Raw genomic sequence first — 15,578 nt, forward strand, 5'->3', positions numbered from 1 at the left:
TTGGTGCTATTTGGTCGCTTGGAAGGCGCGGTCAATCGCATCAACGACAGCCTGAGGATCCGCATGATGCGGCATATGACCCACGCCCGGCAAACGGGTTGTATTTACTTGTGGGACGATCTTCTCGATCTCTTCGGCGTGCACGGTGATAGGGACGGTTGTATCGGCCTCACCGTGGACGATTTCAATTGGCAGTCTCAGTTCTGGATAGCGCTGCGAGAGTTCGACGACTTGCGGATATAAGGTGTTCACCTGCCGAATGTTTGCGCGCATGCTGTCCACCCGCAAGGTCAGCCCAATCCCGATGTAATCGGCATAACCGTCGGGCGGGCTTTGTGGGGCAAATGTCCCTTGCAGGCCGTCTTGAATGGCGCCATCTGGCGCAAAGGCAGAAATCAGCGGGATCGTCACAATTCCACCCAACAGGCTGCCATTTACTGTATAATATCCCCCTAGATCACCCGGCCAAGGCATGGTCACACCCGCCAAAGATACAACGGCGGATGCGTTGACGGGGCTGTCCTGATCAAGCCCCGCAACGGCCCAAGCATAGCTGACAATCCCACCAAAGCTGTGGCCAACAACAATCGGGGCTTCGATGCCGAGTTGTGTTGCCGCATCGCGCAGCATTGTCGCTTGATCTTGTGGGCTGTCGCCTTCGGTTGTGAATGGGCCGGTTGCCACACCGGGCACCCGGTCGCTGTAACCCAAACCGGGGCGATCAAAGGCGGTAACCGTATAGCGATCAGACAAGCGCCCAACCAGATCAAAGGTGAATTCACGCAGATTGCCGCCAGCGCCATGCAGCAGCACCACATCCGGTCCGCTGCCTTCTTGAACGTAATGCACCCTGCCGCCATCGACCTCGACAAATGCGCCCAAAGGCGGGTAGGCGGCCTCTGCCTTTTGGGCCAAGCGGCTTGTTGTGCAGCCGGTCAGGACTGCGCCCAGACCGATTGCGGCGGCGCAAAATGTAATTGCCTTAAGTGCCAATTTTATCCATCTCAAAATGTGTGGTCTGGTAAATTTCGTTTATCCAGTTGCCATATAGAAGGTGCGCGTGGCTTCGCCACCTGTTCTGAGGGTTTTGTGATGGATCGTCAGCGGGGTAGTAGTTCATCGGCACGTTAATCGGCGTGCCATTGCTGATATCGCGGTCATATTCCTGCTTGAGCGTGCCGCTGTCATATTCAAAGTGGTTAAAGATATAGAGCGCGCGATGCGCCTTATCCTCAACCAATGCGGGGCCCGCCTCATCGCTGGTGATCAACGTGGTCAGCCCGCCTGCGGCGTCAATTTCATCCTGTCGCATCTCGGTCCAGCGGCTGACAGGGATCACACAATCATCAGAGAAGCCACGCAGATAGGGCGAAGCCGGTGCGGTGTTCCGGTGCCGGAAACAGCCAAAGGCTTTGTGATCCAGCAGGTGTTTTTTGACGCCATGGAAATAGTTGATCATCGCCATCCCGCCCCAGCAAACCCCAAAGGTGGAATGCACATGGGTTTGGGTCCAGTCAAAAACCTGCGTCAACTCTTGCCAATAGGTGACATCTTCAAACGGCAGATGCTCAATCGGCGCACCGGTGATGATCAGACCGTCAAATTTCTCGTCCTTCACGTCCGAGAACGGGCGATAGAACTCCTCCATATGCGCGGCGGCAGTGTTTTTAGTCTGATGTTCGGACATGCGCACCAAAGACAGCTCAATCTGCAAAGGCGTGGCCCCGATCAGGCGCGCGAACTGGTTCTCGGTCTGGATCTTCTTGGGCATCAGGTTCAGCAAAGCGATCCGCAAGGGGCGGATATCCTGACGGGCGGCGGTATCTTCATCCAGCACCATGACGCCTTCGTTCGAAAGAACGTCAAATGCTGGTAGGGCGGCGGGTAGTTTGATGGGCATCGGTTTTATCCAGAGTAAGAGGGCAGAGATAGGCAGCTTAGCTGCGCATCTCAAGGGCGTCAGCGATCATGCTGACAAACCCTGCGGTATCTTTGACCTTCTCGACGGCCTTATGCGACACGGTAATGCCCCAGTTCTCGGCCATCGCCTTGTAGCGCGGTTGACGATGCGCCAGCGCCTTTGAAAATGCCCAGCGAATAAAGTTATCCGGGTTCACCTTGTCCGGTGCGACGTTGAATTCAGTCAAATAGGCATGCCAGGTTGCCACCAAAAAGGCTGGATCATACGACATCGGCTTTGGTTCCGCGTCAAAGCGGCGTATCAACTCGGCAGTATGTGTCTCTGAGCCTTCAATCCAAACCATCAGGGTCTTGGCGGATAGGTCAGTCAGGATCGGATCATTGGGATCATGGGCATCAACCCATTCACAGATTGACCCGCCCGTATCGCAGACGAAATGCGGATATTGATAGAGATCGACGGAACGGTCGATGAAGTAGCTTGTGTCGCGCAAGGCAGCGACTTCGGCCTGTTGGAATTCATCTTGGCGGCGGGTGTATTCATCCCATTCCAGACCACCCAATGCGGGATCCCCGGGTTTGCCCAGATATGACGACATCGGTTTTAGATCATCAAAAGAGATGTTCGAGCCAATATAGATTGAATTTGAGCGCAAAAGATCACGCAAGAATGGGACCTTCATCGCCTCACGCTTGGCGTTGTCAGCAATCTTTTCGCCCATGTAACGCGTGCCGATCCGATAATCGATTGAGTAGTGAAACCAGTCGCCACTGCTCCGCAGCATGTTGGACAGGTAGGTCTTACCCAAGCCCGACATGGCAAAAAACAGAACACGTTTTTGCGGCGCGTTGCGCCACTCTGATGCAGATGCGTAGATCATGGGACTTTGGGTAACGGGCCGTTTTGATTTGTGCCAGTGCTTTTTGCACCATCGGCTTTGTTGTGTGTCACTTGTGTGGAGACCTTTGAAGCCAGGCAAATGCCTGCGCGAGAATCGCCTTTCCATCGGCGCGGACCGGATCACCATGTGCCAGCAGAATGCGCTGCGTCGGCCAGTCAAAGACCTTTGCTAATTGCTCGCGCGCTTTTTTGCGATTGGCAAAGCCCAACCGAAACTTGCGCGGTACATTTGGCCGAGTTCCAATCATCAGATCAAGTTGCGCGATCACCTTGCGAAATCCGCGATGCCAGCCGTCGGGAAACTGCTAGATCAGGTCTGTAAATATGACGGTTCTGCTTGGCTTATGAAAGAAGACAACTTCGCGGGTGATAAGGTTGTCTATAGTCTGCTGGTCAAGGACATCCATCCAATCTGGGTTGGCCGCCGGCTCAAGCAATCCATCAAATTCAAGATCGGCGCGTTTGTCACGAAGTCCCGGCAAGCCAAACAGCTTTGCATTGGGGTATGCGATCTGCCACTGGTCAATAAACAGGTGGTGAAGATGATTTGGCGCGATCAAATGCGTTACCGGCCCTATTTCCGCGATCGCAACCTTGAGCGCGGACGAGAGCGTAACAGGCGACCAAATCAGCAGTCCACCATCTGACAATTTGATGACCGCACAGCGCGTAGCGTAACGAAAGCCAAGCACAAAAAGGTCAGTGCCATCGGCAGTCCAAATGTCTTCTGCAAAACGGGTGAGTGGCATAATGACACCAAAAATGGACTGACGCTGTTGTCGTATATCATATGCGCAGGATCAAGTCCGCAGCCATGCCAAAGCGGATTTAGGCCAATACACTTGGCCAGTTGGCGTCGCCGGCAGCGATATTGCCCGGTATGTCACGCTCCCAGCGGCGTTGCACCCGGCGCGAAAAGTTAAGGTACAGCTTGTCGTCTACGATGCTCCACGCCTCGGGAACAGTGGACGCCGTGTAGCCGCGGCTCACGGCAAATGCGCAATAGCCGCCGTATTGGGGCGCGTATGCCACAGGGTCTGCGGCAAAGAGATCGCGATTGTCTGCGGACGTAAAACGCCAAGTGGCACCCATATAGTCATATGTAATGGCTGCATCACCCGGCATGGGTGCGCCTTGTGTAAAGTAGGCCACTGCGTCTGTTCCATCAATCGCGATGCCACTCTCGGCATATATCTGAGGCGTTGCGGCCCGTGCGCTTGGGGCAAAAGCGATAGCGGCCGGGACCGAGGCCGCAATGGTCAGGAGATGGCGACGCGTGAGCTGCATGATGTCCTCCGAAAAGACGCGGGGTTAGACAAGTGTGCGGACGCCTTGTCAGAAGAAAGCCGTCCGCATGTTGTTTATGTTTAAGCCAAAACGCCCGGCCAGTTGGCGTCAGCACGTGCGATGTTGCCAGGAATATCCTGCTGCCAGGTTTGGCGCACATTCAACGAAAAATTGAGGTAGAGCTTGTCATCAACAATCGTCCATGCTTCTGGCGCGGTTGGTGCGGTTGCACCCTTGCTCACCGCAAATGCGCAATAGCCGCCATATTGCGGTGCATATGCTGCGGGATCGGCCGCAAAAAGATCGCGGTTTGCCTCTGACGTGAAACGCCAAGTGGCGCCCATATAATCAAACGTAATGGCTTCATCGCCCGGGATCGGGGCGCTTTGTGTGAAATAGGCCACTGCGTCGGTGCCGTCGATGGCAATGCCATCTTCGGCGTACACTTCTGGGGTGGCGGCCATTGCGCTTGGAGCAAAGGCAGCGACAGCAGGGGTCGCGACCGCGAGGGTCAAGAGGTGGCGGCGAGTGAGTTGCATGGTGTCCTCCGGGATCAGGTTGCGTGTGTCTGAAACCAAATGGGACAAGTCGTGGTGCAAAAGCTAGAGGTCACACAGACATGTGAGACTTGTTGCAAACAATATTATGCACCGCGCCAGATCCATCCCCCACCCAAAACACGGCTACTTTCAGTATCGTAGAAGACGCAGGCTTGCCCCGGTGATACACCCTGTTCAGCGACAAGCAGTTCGACTTCAGCTTCCGTATCTGAAATCGGCCGCAGGATCGCATCCGTGGGCGGACGCGTCGACCGCACACGAACAGCGATATGCCGTTCACCCTTGTCCATCAGCTTTCCGTCACCAATCCAATTGATCTCTCGGATCGGCACGCGGCGTGTGGCAAGCAGATGTTTTGGTCCAACAACAACCTGTTTGGTCGCCACATCCAGCTTCACAACATAAAGCGGATCGGCCAAACCACCGATTCCCAGTCCCCGGCGTTGACCGATCGTGTAGTGAATCACGCCCTTATGTGCGCCAAGAACTTGGCCGTCGGTATCGACAATGTCACCGGGTTCCGCCGCACCGGGGCGCAGTTTTTCGATCACGGCCGCATAGTCGCCATTGGGCACAAAGCAGATGTCTTGGCTGTCGGGCTTGTCCGCCACGCTCAAACCATATTTGCCAGCCAGGGCGCGTGTTTCTTCCTTGGATGCATGGTGCCCCAAGGGGAACCGCAAATATTCCAACTGTTCCTGTGTCGTTGAAAACAGAAAATAGCTTTGATCCTTCGCCGGATCAGCCGCCGAATGCAGCTCTGCGCCCTCTGCGCCAACTTTGCGCTGGATGTAATGGCCCGTCGCCATGCAGTCGGCGTCCAGATCTTTGGCCGTTTCCAAGAGATCCTTGAACTTTACACGCTCATTGCAGCGAATGCAGGGGACGGGCGTCGCACCGCCCAGATAGCTATCAGCGAATTCATCCATCACCGCTTCACGAAAGGTGTTTTCATAGTCGAGCACATAATGCGGAAAGCCCATTTCTTCTGCGACGCGGCGCGCGTCGTGGATATCGCGGCCTGCACAGCAGGCACCTTTCTTCGCCAGCGCTGCCCCATGATCATAGAGCTGCAAAGTCACGCCAACCACATCGTAACCTTCTTCTGCGAGCTTGGCCGCAACGACAGAACTGTCCACGCCGCCGGACATGGCCACGACGACACGCGTTTGCGCAGGTGGCTTTGCAAAGCCGAGTGAGTTCAGCGGCGTATCAAGTGACATGACGTTTCCAATTAGGAGGGTTTCGCCATGAAATATAGGAAAATGTTAGGTACTCTCAAGGGCCACTTATACCTCTCGTTAAATCCTGCGTCCCATAATCGGTGGTGGAGTGAAAGAGATGTACTTACGAAAAGTCGAAGGGCCAAGGTCGGTGACATTACCAGATGGATCAATCATGACGCGTGCCGATTTGCCGTGCCAGAAAACGCGTCGCTGGGTTGCGTCGCGCAAGGCTGCGGTTGTGCGGGCCGTGACCGCGGGGCTGATACTGCGAAAAGAAGCGTTGGAACGCTATGCATTGTCCGATGAAGAATTTTCCGAATGGGAAACTGCGGTCGGCTTGCATGGTGAGGCTGCACTGCGTGCGACATCCTTACAACGCTATAGACAACCCTAGGTAGAAATGCAATGTAGGTTGCGGGTGGTAACGTGTGGTTAACCTTTATTCGTATAGGTTGAACCCACCGAACTGAAAGCGGAGTGCCACAATGCGAGTCTTGCTAGTTGAAGACGACCCAACCACATCCAAAAGCATCGAACTGATGCTGACCCATGCGAACCTGAATGTTTATGCAACGGACATGGGGGAAGAGGGTATCGATCTGGCAAAACTCTATGATTACGATCTGATCTTACTCGATCTGAATCTACCTGACATGAACGGACATGAGGTGCTGCGACAGCTGCGCCTAAGCCGCATTGATACGCCTATATTGATCCTTTCAGGGGACGATGGGACAGAGAGCAAGCTAAAAGGCTTTGGTTTTGGTGCAGATGACTATCTGACGAAACCCTTCCACCGCGAAGAACTCGTGGCGCGTATTCATGCAATTATCAGGCGCTCCAAAGGGCATGCGCAATCGATAATCAAAACCGGGCAGATATCTGTGAATCTGGACGCGAAAACCGTGGATGTCGAAGGCAGTACCGTGCACCTGACTGGCAAAGAATATCAAATGCTTGAACTGCTTAGTCTGCGGAAGGGAACAACCCTGACCAAAGAGATGTTCTTGAACCACCTGTATGGTGGGATGGATGAACCTGAACTGAAAATCATTGATGTGTTTATCTGCAAACTGCGCAAGAAGCTGAGTGAGGCCACGCTGGGCGAGAATTACATCGAAACAGTTTGGGGACGAGGGTACGTTTTGCGTGACCCCGAGCCGGTGAGTGTTCCTGAAAAGATCGCGATTGGCGCGTAAGGGTTCCGGCGCGCGTCTATCCTATCGCGTGATGATATCAAACAACTCGACGCTGGACGCCGCGCAACAGCCCGCTTAATTATGACGACAATTCCCTCAGGGGCGTCAAAAAAGCGGGGCCACGGTGGTGCAAAATAGTGTAGCGGAACAGCCCGATAGCAGTGAACTGGCGGTTGATCGTCTAACGACTGACCAGGCGCAACGCGAACTCGCTTGGCTTGCCGCGCAGCTGAAGGCGGCGAACACCGCGTATCATACGGATGATGCACCAGATATCTCCGACGCTGCCTACGACAGCCTTAAACGACGTAATGCCGCGATAGAGGCACGTTTTCCCGCACTGAAGCGCAAAGATAGCCCGAGCGACGCGGTCGGCGGGGCAGTTGCAGAAGGCTTTGGCAAGGTGCAACATGTCGTGCGGATGCTATCGCTTAGCAACGCATTCAATGACGACGACGTCACCGAGTTTGACCAACGCATTCGCAAATATCTTGGAATGGATCCGTCTGCGTCGTTGGTCTACACGGCCGAACCAAAGATTGACGGCTTATCGCTTTCCTTGCGCTATGAGGCGGGAGCACTGGTTCAGGCGGCAACACGCGGAGATGGCGAAACCGGAGAGAACGTCACGGCGAATGCCCGGACGATCAAGGATATACCTCAACATATTGTCAATGCGCCGGATGTCTTGGAGGTGCGCGGCGAAGTCTATATGAGCCATGCGGATTTTACGGCCCTGAATGAACGTCAGGTTGCGACGGGTGGCAAAACCTTTGCCAATCCGCGCAACGCGGCAGCGGGATCACTGCGACAACTGGATGCGACAATCACAATGGCGCGACCGCTGCAGTTTTTTGCTTATGCGTGGGGTGATCTGTCAGCCCCATTGGCAGACACCCAATCAGGAGCGATTTCGCAGCTGGCCGCCTTTGGCTTTGCGACCAATCCACTGACACAGACGTGCGCGGGCCCAGCTGAGATGATCGCGCATTACAAGATGATCGAAGAACAACGTGCGACACTCGGCTACGACATTGACGGCGTAGTCTACAAAGTGGACGATCTGGCGCTGCAACGCCGTTTGGGGTTCCGCTCGACCACTCCGCGTTGGGCCATCGCCCACAAGTTTCCCGCAGAACTCGCGTGGACGGCGCTGGAGGCAATCGACATACAGGTCGGACGTACCGGCGCCCTCTCCCCAGTTGCACGCCTGCGCCCGGTCACCGTCGGTGGCGTCGTTGTGTCAAACGCCACGCTCCACAATGAAGACTATATCGCAGGTCGGGATGGTAATGGTGCACCAATCCGCGAAGGGCGCGACATACGTGTCGGCGATTGGGTCCAAGTGTATCGTGCCGGTGACGTCATTCCAAAAATAAGTGATGTTGATTTGGCGCGGCGTCCGGCAGGAACAGAAGCCTATGTGCTTCCTGACAAATGCCCAGAGTGTGGATCAGATGCCATCCGCGAAGAGGGCGACGCCATCCGCCGCTGTACCGGGGGGATCATTTGCCCGGCGCAGGCGGTTGAGAAGCTTAAGCATTTTGTGTCGCGCGCGGCATTCGACATTGAGGGCCTTGGCGCAAAACAGGTCGAACAGTTCTACGCAGACGAATGGATCGCGACGCCAGCGGACATTTTTACGCTGCGTGCGCGGTTTGGCGAAGGTTTGCAAAAGCTCAGGAACCGCGAAGGATGGGGTGAGAAAAGTGCGTCCAATCTATTTGATGCGATCGACGAGAAACGCAGCATTGGCCTCGCGCGGGTCATCTTTTCTTTGGGCATTCGTCACGTCGGTGAAAACAGCGCAACACTTCTGGCCAATCACTATACCTCTTGGGACGCATTTGAGACGGCAATGACAAGAGCGCGCGTCGGTGAAGGTGCAGCATGGGAGGAATTGACGAATATTGATGGCGTCGGTGCGGTGATGGCCACGTCATTGATTACAACGATGCAACAAGTCGCCGAGCGTGCATCAATTGATCGCCTTATCGCCGAGCTTGACGTGCAAGATGTAGAAGTTCGTGTCGACGATAGCCCCGTCGCAGGCAAAATCGTGGTCTTCACTGGCACATTGGAGCGTATGACGCGGGCAGAAGCCAAGGCGCGAGCCGAAAGTCTGGGCGCAAAAGTTTCTGGATCGGTCAGCACGAAAACAGATATTCTGGTGGCAGGCCCCGGTGCCGGATCCAAGGCCAAGAAAGCGGCAGACCTTGGCGTCGAAACGATGGACGAAGACGCCTGGTTGGCCCTGATCGGCGACGCATGAGCGGCCGACCCGAAGTTCTCTTTCCGCTTTTTGGTGCTTTGACCAAACTTGATGGTGTTGGACCAAAGTCGGCAGCAAACCTTGAATGCGTCGGGGTGGTCAAACCGTTGGACATGCTTATGACGCTGCCGTTGTCAGGCGTTGATCGCCATCGCCGGGCCAGTATTCGCGAAGTCGTAGCCCCCAGCGTGGCAACGGTCGAAGTGACAGTCGGCGATCATCACCCGCCCAAGGCAAGGGGGCGTCCGTATCGGGTGCATGTCGAAGATGCCGAAACGTCATTTCAACTGGTCTTTTTCCATGCCCGTGGCGATTATTTGCAGCGATTGCTGCCCACAGGGCAAAAACGTGTTGTGTCCGGGAAGGTCGAGATTTTTGACGGCATCGCCCAAATCGTGCACCCCGACCACGTTCTGCCAGCAGCAGAGGCCGACGAGATACCAGCCTTTGAGCCGGTCTATCCTTTGCACGCCGGGATTACCCAGAAAGCGATGTGGAAAGCGACGCGTTCGGCGTTGACGCTGATGCCTCAATTGCCTGAGTGGATCGACGCCAGTCTGAAAAAACGCGAAGGCTGGCCAAATTGGAACGATGCAATGCAGGCCGTCCATAGTCCGCAATCGACGTCAGATTTGTCGCCGCATGCACCGGCACGCGAGAGATTGGCCTATGATGAACTGTTGGCACATCAGCTGACGTTGGCGCTGGCTCGTGCGGCGACACGGCGGGCAAGAGGGATCGCCTCGGTGCCAACTGGTGCCTTGTCGGACAGGGTGCTTGCGGCACTGCCGTATCAGCCGACCGGCGCGCAAACACGTGCGGTTTCCGACATTGCCGCCGATCTGGCGGCCCCGGTACGTATGAACCGCTTGTTGCAGGGTGATGTTGGGTCCGGCAAAACTCTGGTCGCACTGATGGCGCTATTGGCCGTGGTCGAGGCGGGCGGACAGGGCGTTATGATGGCGCCCACTGAGATTTTGGCGCGCCAGCATTTGGACGGTCTGCGCCCATTGGCTGCGAGCGCGGGCATTGTCCTTGATATTCTGACGGGTCGTGACAAAGGAACTGCACGCGCGGCAAAGCTACAGGCGCTGGCTGATGGAGAGATTAACATACTTGTCGGCACGCATGCGGTGTTCCAAAAAGACATTGTCTTTAAAGACTTACGTCTGGCCGTGATCGACGAACAACATCGTTTTGGCGTGTCACAACGAATGGAGTTGGGTGCAAAGGGACAAGCCGTTGACGTATTGGTGATGACCGCCACGCCCATACCGCGCTCGCTCGCGCTTGCGCAGTATGGCGATATGGATGTTTCGGTCCTTGATGAGAAACCGCCAGGCCGCACGCCGGTTCAAACCGCACTTGTGTCTGCGGGGCGGATGGATGAAATTGTTGAAAAGCTACGCAATGCCGTTGCAGCGGGGCGGCAAGCCTATTGGGTCTGTCCGCTGGTCGAGGAAAGCGAAGTCGTTGACATGACAGCGGCCGAGGAACGATTTAAGCGGCTGCGGGCCACCTTGGGTGAGGGCGTTGTCGGATTGGTGCATGGACAAATGCCCCCCGCAGAGAAAGACGCAGCCATGGCGCGGTTTGTGGCGGGTGAAACAAAGGTGCTGGTCGCGACCACGGTTATCGAAGTCGGCGTCAACGTGCCTAACGCTTCGATCATGATGATTGAACATGCGGAACGCTTTGGTTTGGCGCAGCTACATCAGTTGCGGGGCAGGGTGGGGCGCGGGGCCACTGCATCTACATGTCTGCTGATCTACCAACCACCATTGGGCGAAACGGGGCGTCGCCGTTTGGAAATTCTGCGCGAGACCGAAGATGGTTTCCGCATATCGGAGGAAGACCTCGCAATGCGGGGCGCGGGCGATGTGATCGGCACTGCGCAATCGGGGATCCCAAGGTTTCGCATTGCCGACCTTGAGCGGCAGGCCGGGCAGATGGCCGTGGCTCAAACCGACGCGCGTGCGCTGTTGAATGATGATCCAGAGCTGAAATCAGAGCGCGGCCGTGCGGCTAGAACATTGCTTTGGTTAATGGAACAGGACAAGGCAATTCGTTTGATATCAGTGGGTTAAGGTGTTATTTCCAAAAATGTTCTCAAATGTTCCTAAAAAGTTCTTTACATGGCGTTAACCATATGAGAACAAAGTGGCAACAGAACATTAGAGGAACAAATGCCATGGCAGATGAAATCAAATCCGTAATCGCGCGTTCACGCGACACGATTTTTGCTGATGCTTTAGGTGTTGCCGCCTTGATGGTCATGCTTATCGTCGGATTAGCTTTGCCCGGGCTGATCTGATTTGCCGAAACGCTCTGACCTGGTCCAACACATTGCCCTGTCCCAAGAATGCAATGTTTGATGACCTGCCTGTCTGACGTCCAAAGCGGGGGTTTTGCCTCTCCCCATTGAACAACGGATCAGGTCAGATCGTTTTTACTTACCGCCGCCATCCTGCCCGGGGTGTGCGGCGGCTTTTTATGCTGTCGCTTGTTTGGCGTGGAGGGCATCGAGGGTTGCATCAAACGCGAGCATGATGGACGCATGGCGGTTCTTGTAGTCCTTGGCCGGCTGAAGCACCTCCAACCCGTCAAATGGGGCGGCAGGTACCGGGCCATCTGTCTTCAACATCGCAAAAAGCGCATCGCGTCCGGCTTGCACCTGATCCAAAGTCAGGCCGATGATATTGCCACCGACAATTGCTGCCGCGGCTTGTCCCAACGCGCAGGCTTTCACGTCCTGGCCGTAACCGGTGATAATCCCGTCACTGACATCTACATCAACGGTGACCGTTGAACCGCAAAGAGGCGCACGCTTTTTCGCTGTCCCAGTTGGATTTTCAAGACGCATGGTGCAGGGCATATCAGCCGCCAAAGCCAAAATACGGCCAGAGTACAGTTTGATCAGATCGTTTTCGGCTGACATTACGTTGCCCTTTTGACTATGCCCCCTTAGATAGTGCCGACCGCCCCGCTTGCAAAGGTTTTTGATATGTCTTTTGACCCCGCGACGCTTCGCTACAATGACGCTGGTCTCATACCAGCAATCGCGCAGGATGCGATGAGCGGCGAAGTCCTGATGATGGCATGGATGAATGCGCAGGCCGTGGCACAGACGCTGGAAACCGGTCAGGTGACCTACTGGTCGCGGTCACGGCAAGAGTATTGGATCAAAGGCGCCACAAGCGGACATACGCAAGAACTGGTGGATTTCCGGGTGGATTGCGACCGCGATTGCCTGCTGGTCACCGTAACTCAAACGGGCCCTGCTTGTCATACGGGCCGCCGAACCTGTTTCTACACAGAAGTGCAGGACGGCCAAGAAATCGAAGTCGTCAAACTTCCCTCAGACCGACCAAGCGCCTGATATCATTGGGCGTGGCCCCTTCGGCCCGGAATTTTGTCAGGGCGCGTGCGTCATCACGTTTGGCAAGCCGTTTTCCACTGTCATCGCGGATCAAGCGATGATGATGGTACGTGGGTGACGGCAGCCCCAGCAACCTTTGCAAAATGACATGGATCGGGGTGGCATCAAACAAATCCGCGCCGCGGATAACGTCTGTTACACCTTGTGCGGCGTCATCGACGACAACGCTTAAATGATAAGACGTCCCCATATCGCGCCGTGACAGAACGACATCACCAATCGCGCGGCGCATATGGTCGCCGGTCACGGTGATTACACCAGGCGTGTTGTAAAGCGCCTCATCAAAGTCGATCCGGTCCGATGCCGTCCGGCGCGTTGCCCGATCCATATCCAGCCTCAGCGGAACATTCGACGGGCGCGCACCGGGCGCGTCAGGATCAACTGATCCTGCACAGGTTCCGGGATATATAATCCCATCAGGTCCGAATGTGACGCCTTCTTGGGGCGCGCTCGCTGCCATCTCGATATCTCGTCGCGAACACTTACAAGGGTAAAGCAACCCGTCTTGCCACAACCGATCCAAGGCGGTTTGATAGCTGTCGAGCCGATCAGACTGGCGCGTCACGGACTCTTGCCAGCAAAGCCCCAACCAGCGCAAATCATCGTAAATCTGGGCCTCCCATGTGGCGCGCGCGCGCGATTGATCAATATCCTCGATGCGCAATAGAAACGTGCCGTTGGCCGCCATCGCCATATCATAGGCCAGCATTGCCGAATAGGCATGACCAAGGTGTAATGGCCCCGTGGGCGAAGGCGCAAACCGCGTAATCACAGGCGACGCAAGATGATAACGTCAGAGCCCATGCCGACATCGTCCAAATGTGGTCCGTGTTCGCGAAATACGACCTCGACACGGTTTTGCAACACTTCGGTTGATAGGGCCTCGGCGTAGCTTTCATCGGCCAAGGTCGGATCGTTGAACGACAGCGCCAAGACACCACCCGCATCTAATTTCGCCACCAGCGGTGCAAGTGTGGTGGCCGGTGCCGCGCCGAGGCTGACAACTCCGACCGCTGCAATGACCGGGTAAGCGCCGGTATCAAATTCCATGTCCTCGGGTGTGCTGAGCCACGTTTTGCGATATATGTTGCGCTTGACAGCCTGCTCTAGCATCTCTGCTGTCACATCGGTGCCATCTATATTGACATATCCCGCGCGCCGCAACGCGGCTCCGCCGATGCCTGTTCCGCATCCGAAATCAAGGATACGAACATCTTGATCCGCGACGGTCGACAACGCAGCCGCCAAGCGGTCGGGGGTGCGGTAACCGCGCGCCGACACCTCAGCATCATAGTTGTCAGCCCAATCTGCATAGACGGCAATCGTCTCGGCAACGGGGCGTTGGGTCCATAGGGATGGGCGCAGAACGTCTTTCTTGTCTGTCATGCTGCCAATCTAGAAGGAGCAGTCAGGCCGCGTCCAGTGCTGTCTGACCAAGCCAATTCTGCCAATCAGCCTTGGCGCGATCTGTATAGGCTTTGTACCTGTCCTTGCGGTTGCGCCGCCCGCCTTTGACACCCTCCAACGGGGGAAACAAACCAAAGTTAACGTTCATTGGCTGAAACGTTTTGGCATCTGCACCACCCGTAATGTGGGTGACAAGTGCGCCCATCGCCGTTGTATTCGGTACGGGTTCGAAGGCATGACCGGCGATTTCCGCGACCGCCATCCGTCCTGCAAGCAGACCCATTGCAGCGCTTTCAACATACCCTTCGACACCTGTAATCTGACCTGCAAAGCGAATGTTCGGCCTGCTGCGAAGACGCATTTGATCATCCAACAGGGTAGGTGAATTGATGAACGTGTTGCGATGAATGCCGCCCAGACGCGCAAACTCTGCATTCTCAAGCGCAGGTATTGTTTTGAAAACAGCCTTTTGCGCGCCATATTTCATCTTGGTCTGAAATCCGACAATATTGAACAAAGTGCCTAACGCGTTGTCGCGCCGCAGTTGTACGACAGCGTAGGGTTTATTTTCTGGATCATTGGCGTTGGTCAGGCCAACGGGCTTCATCGGGCCAAATCGCAAGGTTTCGCGACCACGTTCTGCCATGACCTCGATGGGCAGACATCCGTCGAAATAGCCCGCTGTCTCGCCTTCTTTGAAGACTGTTTTCTCAGCAGCGAGAAGCGCATCAATAAAGGCTTCATACTGTGCCTTATTCATTGGGCAGTTGAGGTAAGCCGTACGTTCCTCTTCGGTTTCGCCCTTGTCATAGCGCGACTGCATCCATGCGATATCCATGTCGATGCTGTCATGATAGACAATCGGAGCAATAGCATCAAAAAACGCCAATGCCTCCGCCCCAGTCTCGGCCTGAATGGCCTGTGCAAGCGCACCAGAGGTCAGAGGACCAGTTGCAACGATCCAACTACCGCCATCAGGAAGTTCCGTAATCTCTTCATATGACACAGAAATATTAGGGTGTGCTATTAGGGCAGCCGTGACGCTTTCAGCAAAAGGGTCACGGTCGACGGCAAGCGCACCGCCCGCCGGGAGGCGGTGTTGATAGGCTGTTTTCATAATCAGACCACCGGCCTGCATCATTTCCCAATGCAGCAAACCAACGGCATTCTGCTCGTGATCATCGGATCGGAACGAGTTCGAACAGACCATCTCGCCCAGGTTGCCTGTGCGATGCGCGAAGGTTTCAACCTTTGGTCGCATCTCATGAATGACCACCTGAAGCCCCGCGTTCGCGGCTTGCCAAGCAGCCTCTGATCCGGCCATTCCGCCGCCGATGATATTGAGTGTATCTTGCATGCTGCTGATT

At 55.5% G+C, this 15,578-nt stretch carries 18 protein-coding genes; 6 read left to right on the plus strand and 12 right to left on the minus strand.

Annotated elements, in window-relative coordinates:
* Positions 1-6 precede the first annotated feature (6 nt).
* The 8 genes from ACZ1G5_RS18205 to mnmA all read right to left on the minus strand — a co-directional run bounded on the left by ACZ1G5_RS18205 (position 7) and on the right by mnmA (position 5,891).
* On the minus strand, positions 7-993 hold the full coding sequence (locus ACZ1G5_RS18205; RefSeq protein ID WP_472734174.1) for an alpha/beta fold hydrolase: 987 nt from the start codon (positions 991-993) through the stop codon (positions 7-9).
* Positions 983-1,900, minus strand: coding sequence for a homoserine O-acetyltransferase MetA (gene metA, locus ACZ1G5_RS18210; RefSeq protein WP_472734175.1), 918 nt, complete (start codon positions 1,898-1,900; stop codon positions 983-985). The genes ACZ1G5_RS18205 and metA overlap by 11 nt, the downstream gene beginning before the upstream one ends.
* A gap of 37 nt (positions 1,901-1,937) precedes the next feature.
* Positions 1,938-2,801: an ATPase gene (locus ACZ1G5_RS18215; RefSeq protein WP_472734176.1), complete on the minus strand. Its 864-nt coding sequence runs from the start codon at positions 2,799-2,801 to the stop codon at positions 1,938-1,940.
* Positions 2,802-2,868: 67 nt separating this feature from the next.
* Complete coding sequence (locus ACZ1G5_RS18220) at positions 2,869-3,090, minus strand: hypothetical protein (protein ID WP_472734177.1); 222 nt, start codon at positions 3,088-3,090, stop codon at positions 2,869-2,871.
* A 36-nt stretch (positions 3,091-3,126) separates the two neighbouring features.
* Positions 3,127-3,570, minus strand: a complete 444-nt coding sequence (locus ACZ1G5_RS18225) for a DUF4336 domain-containing protein (RefSeq protein WP_472734178.1) — start codon at positions 3,568-3,570, stop codon at positions 3,127-3,129.
* A gap of 79 nt (positions 3,571-3,649) precedes the next feature.
* Positions 3,650-4,108, minus strand: a complete 459-nt coding sequence (locus tag ACZ1G5_RS18230; protein WP_472734179.1) for a YHS domain-containing (seleno)protein — start codon at positions 4,106-4,108, stop codon at positions 3,650-3,652.
* Between the two features lie 80 nt (positions 4,109-4,188).
* Positions 4,189-4,647 carry a YHS domain-containing (seleno)protein gene (locus tag ACZ1G5_RS18235; protein ID WP_472734180.1) on the minus strand — a complete coding sequence of 153 codons (459 nt, stop codon included), beginning with the start codon at positions 4,645-4,647 and terminating at the stop codon, positions 4,189-4,191.
* A gap of 104 nt (positions 4,648-4,751) precedes the next feature.
* Positions 4,752-5,891: a tRNA 2-thiouridine(34) synthase MnmA gene (gene mnmA / locus ACZ1G5_RS18240; protein WP_472734181.1), complete on the minus strand. Its 1,140-nt coding sequence runs from the start codon at positions 5,889-5,891 to the stop codon at positions 4,752-4,754.
* Between the two features lie 118 nt (positions 5,892-6,009).
* On the opposite strand from mnmA, the gene sciP reads away from it, so the two are divergent.
* The 5 genes from sciP to ACZ1G5_RS18265 all read left to right on the plus strand — a co-directional run bounded on the left by sciP (position 6,010) and on the right by ACZ1G5_RS18265 (position 11,679).
* Positions 6,010-6,288, plus strand: a complete 279-nt coding sequence (gene sciP, locus ACZ1G5_RS18245) for a CtrA inhibitor SciP (protein WP_472734182.1) — start codon at positions 6,010-6,012, stop codon at positions 6,286-6,288.
* 91 nt (positions 6,289-6,379) lie between these two features.
* The gene (gene ctrA / locus ACZ1G5_RS18250) at positions 6,380-7,093 is read left to right on the plus strand and encodes a response regulator transcription factor CtrA (protein ID WP_472734183.1); all 714 of its coding nucleotides are present in this window, start codon (positions 6,380-6,382) and stop codon (positions 7,091-7,093) included.
* Positions 7,094-7,259: 166 nt separating this feature from the next.
* Positions 7,260-9,365, plus strand: a complete 2,106-nt coding sequence (ligA, locus tag ACZ1G5_RS18255) for an NAD-dependent DNA ligase LigA (protein WP_472734376.1) — start codon at positions 7,260-7,262, stop codon at positions 9,363-9,365.
* Entirely contained in the window at positions 9,362-11,452 is a 2,091-nt protein-coding gene (gene recG / locus ACZ1G5_RS18260) for an ATP-dependent DNA helicase RecG (protein WP_472734184.1), read from the plus strand. Before ligA ends, recG begins: the two co-directional genes overlap by 4 nt.
* Before the next feature lie 104 nt (positions 11,453-11,556).
* Entirely contained in the window at positions 11,557-11,679 is a 123-nt protein-coding gene (locus ACZ1G5_RS18265; protein WP_472734185.1) for a hypothetical protein, read from the plus strand.
* 177 nt (positions 11,680-11,856) lie between these two features.
* On the opposite strand, the gene ACZ1G5_RS18270 is transcribed toward ACZ1G5_RS18265, so the two are convergent.
* A complete protein-coding gene (locus ACZ1G5_RS18270; protein ID WP_472734186.1) occupies positions 11,857-12,303 on the minus strand; it encodes an iron-sulfur cluster assembly scaffold protein in 447 nt (148 codons plus the stop codon).
* Between the two features lie 66 nt (positions 12,304-12,369).
* Between ACZ1G5_RS18270 and hisI the strand changes: the two genes are divergently transcribed.
* Positions 12,370-12,744, plus strand: a complete 375-nt coding sequence (gene hisI, locus ACZ1G5_RS18275) for a phosphoribosyl-AMP cyclohydrolase (RefSeq protein WP_472734187.1) — start codon at positions 12,370-12,372, stop codon at positions 12,742-12,744.
* Here the strand turns inward: hisI and gluQRS are convergent.
* From gluQRS to trmFO, 3 genes are read right to left on the minus strand one after another with little or no spacing between them, the layout of a single operon-like run.
* A complete protein-coding gene (gene gluQRS, locus ACZ1G5_RS18280) occupies positions 12,713-13,576 on the minus strand; it encodes a tRNA glutamyl-Q(34) synthetase GluQRS (protein ID WP_472734188.1) in 864 nt (287 codons plus the stop codon). The genes hisI and gluQRS overlap by 32 nt on opposite strands.
* A complete protein-coding gene (locus ACZ1G5_RS18285; protein WP_472734189.1) occupies positions 13,573-14,190 on the minus strand; it encodes a class I SAM-dependent DNA methyltransferase in 618 nt (205 codons plus the stop codon). The genes gluQRS and ACZ1G5_RS18285 overlap by 4 nt, the downstream gene beginning before the upstream one ends.
* Before the next feature lie 22 nt (positions 14,191-14,212).
* Entirely contained in the window at positions 14,213-15,568 is a 1,356-nt protein-coding gene (trmFO, locus tag ACZ1G5_RS18290) for a methylenetetrahydrofolate--tRNA-(uracil(54)-C(5))-methyltransferase (FADH(2)-oxidizing) TrmFO (RefSeq protein ID WP_472734190.1), read from the minus strand.
* Positions 15,569-15,578 lie beyond the last annotated feature (10 nt).

This window comes from Yoonia sp. JB2-21, assembly GCF_055693545.1.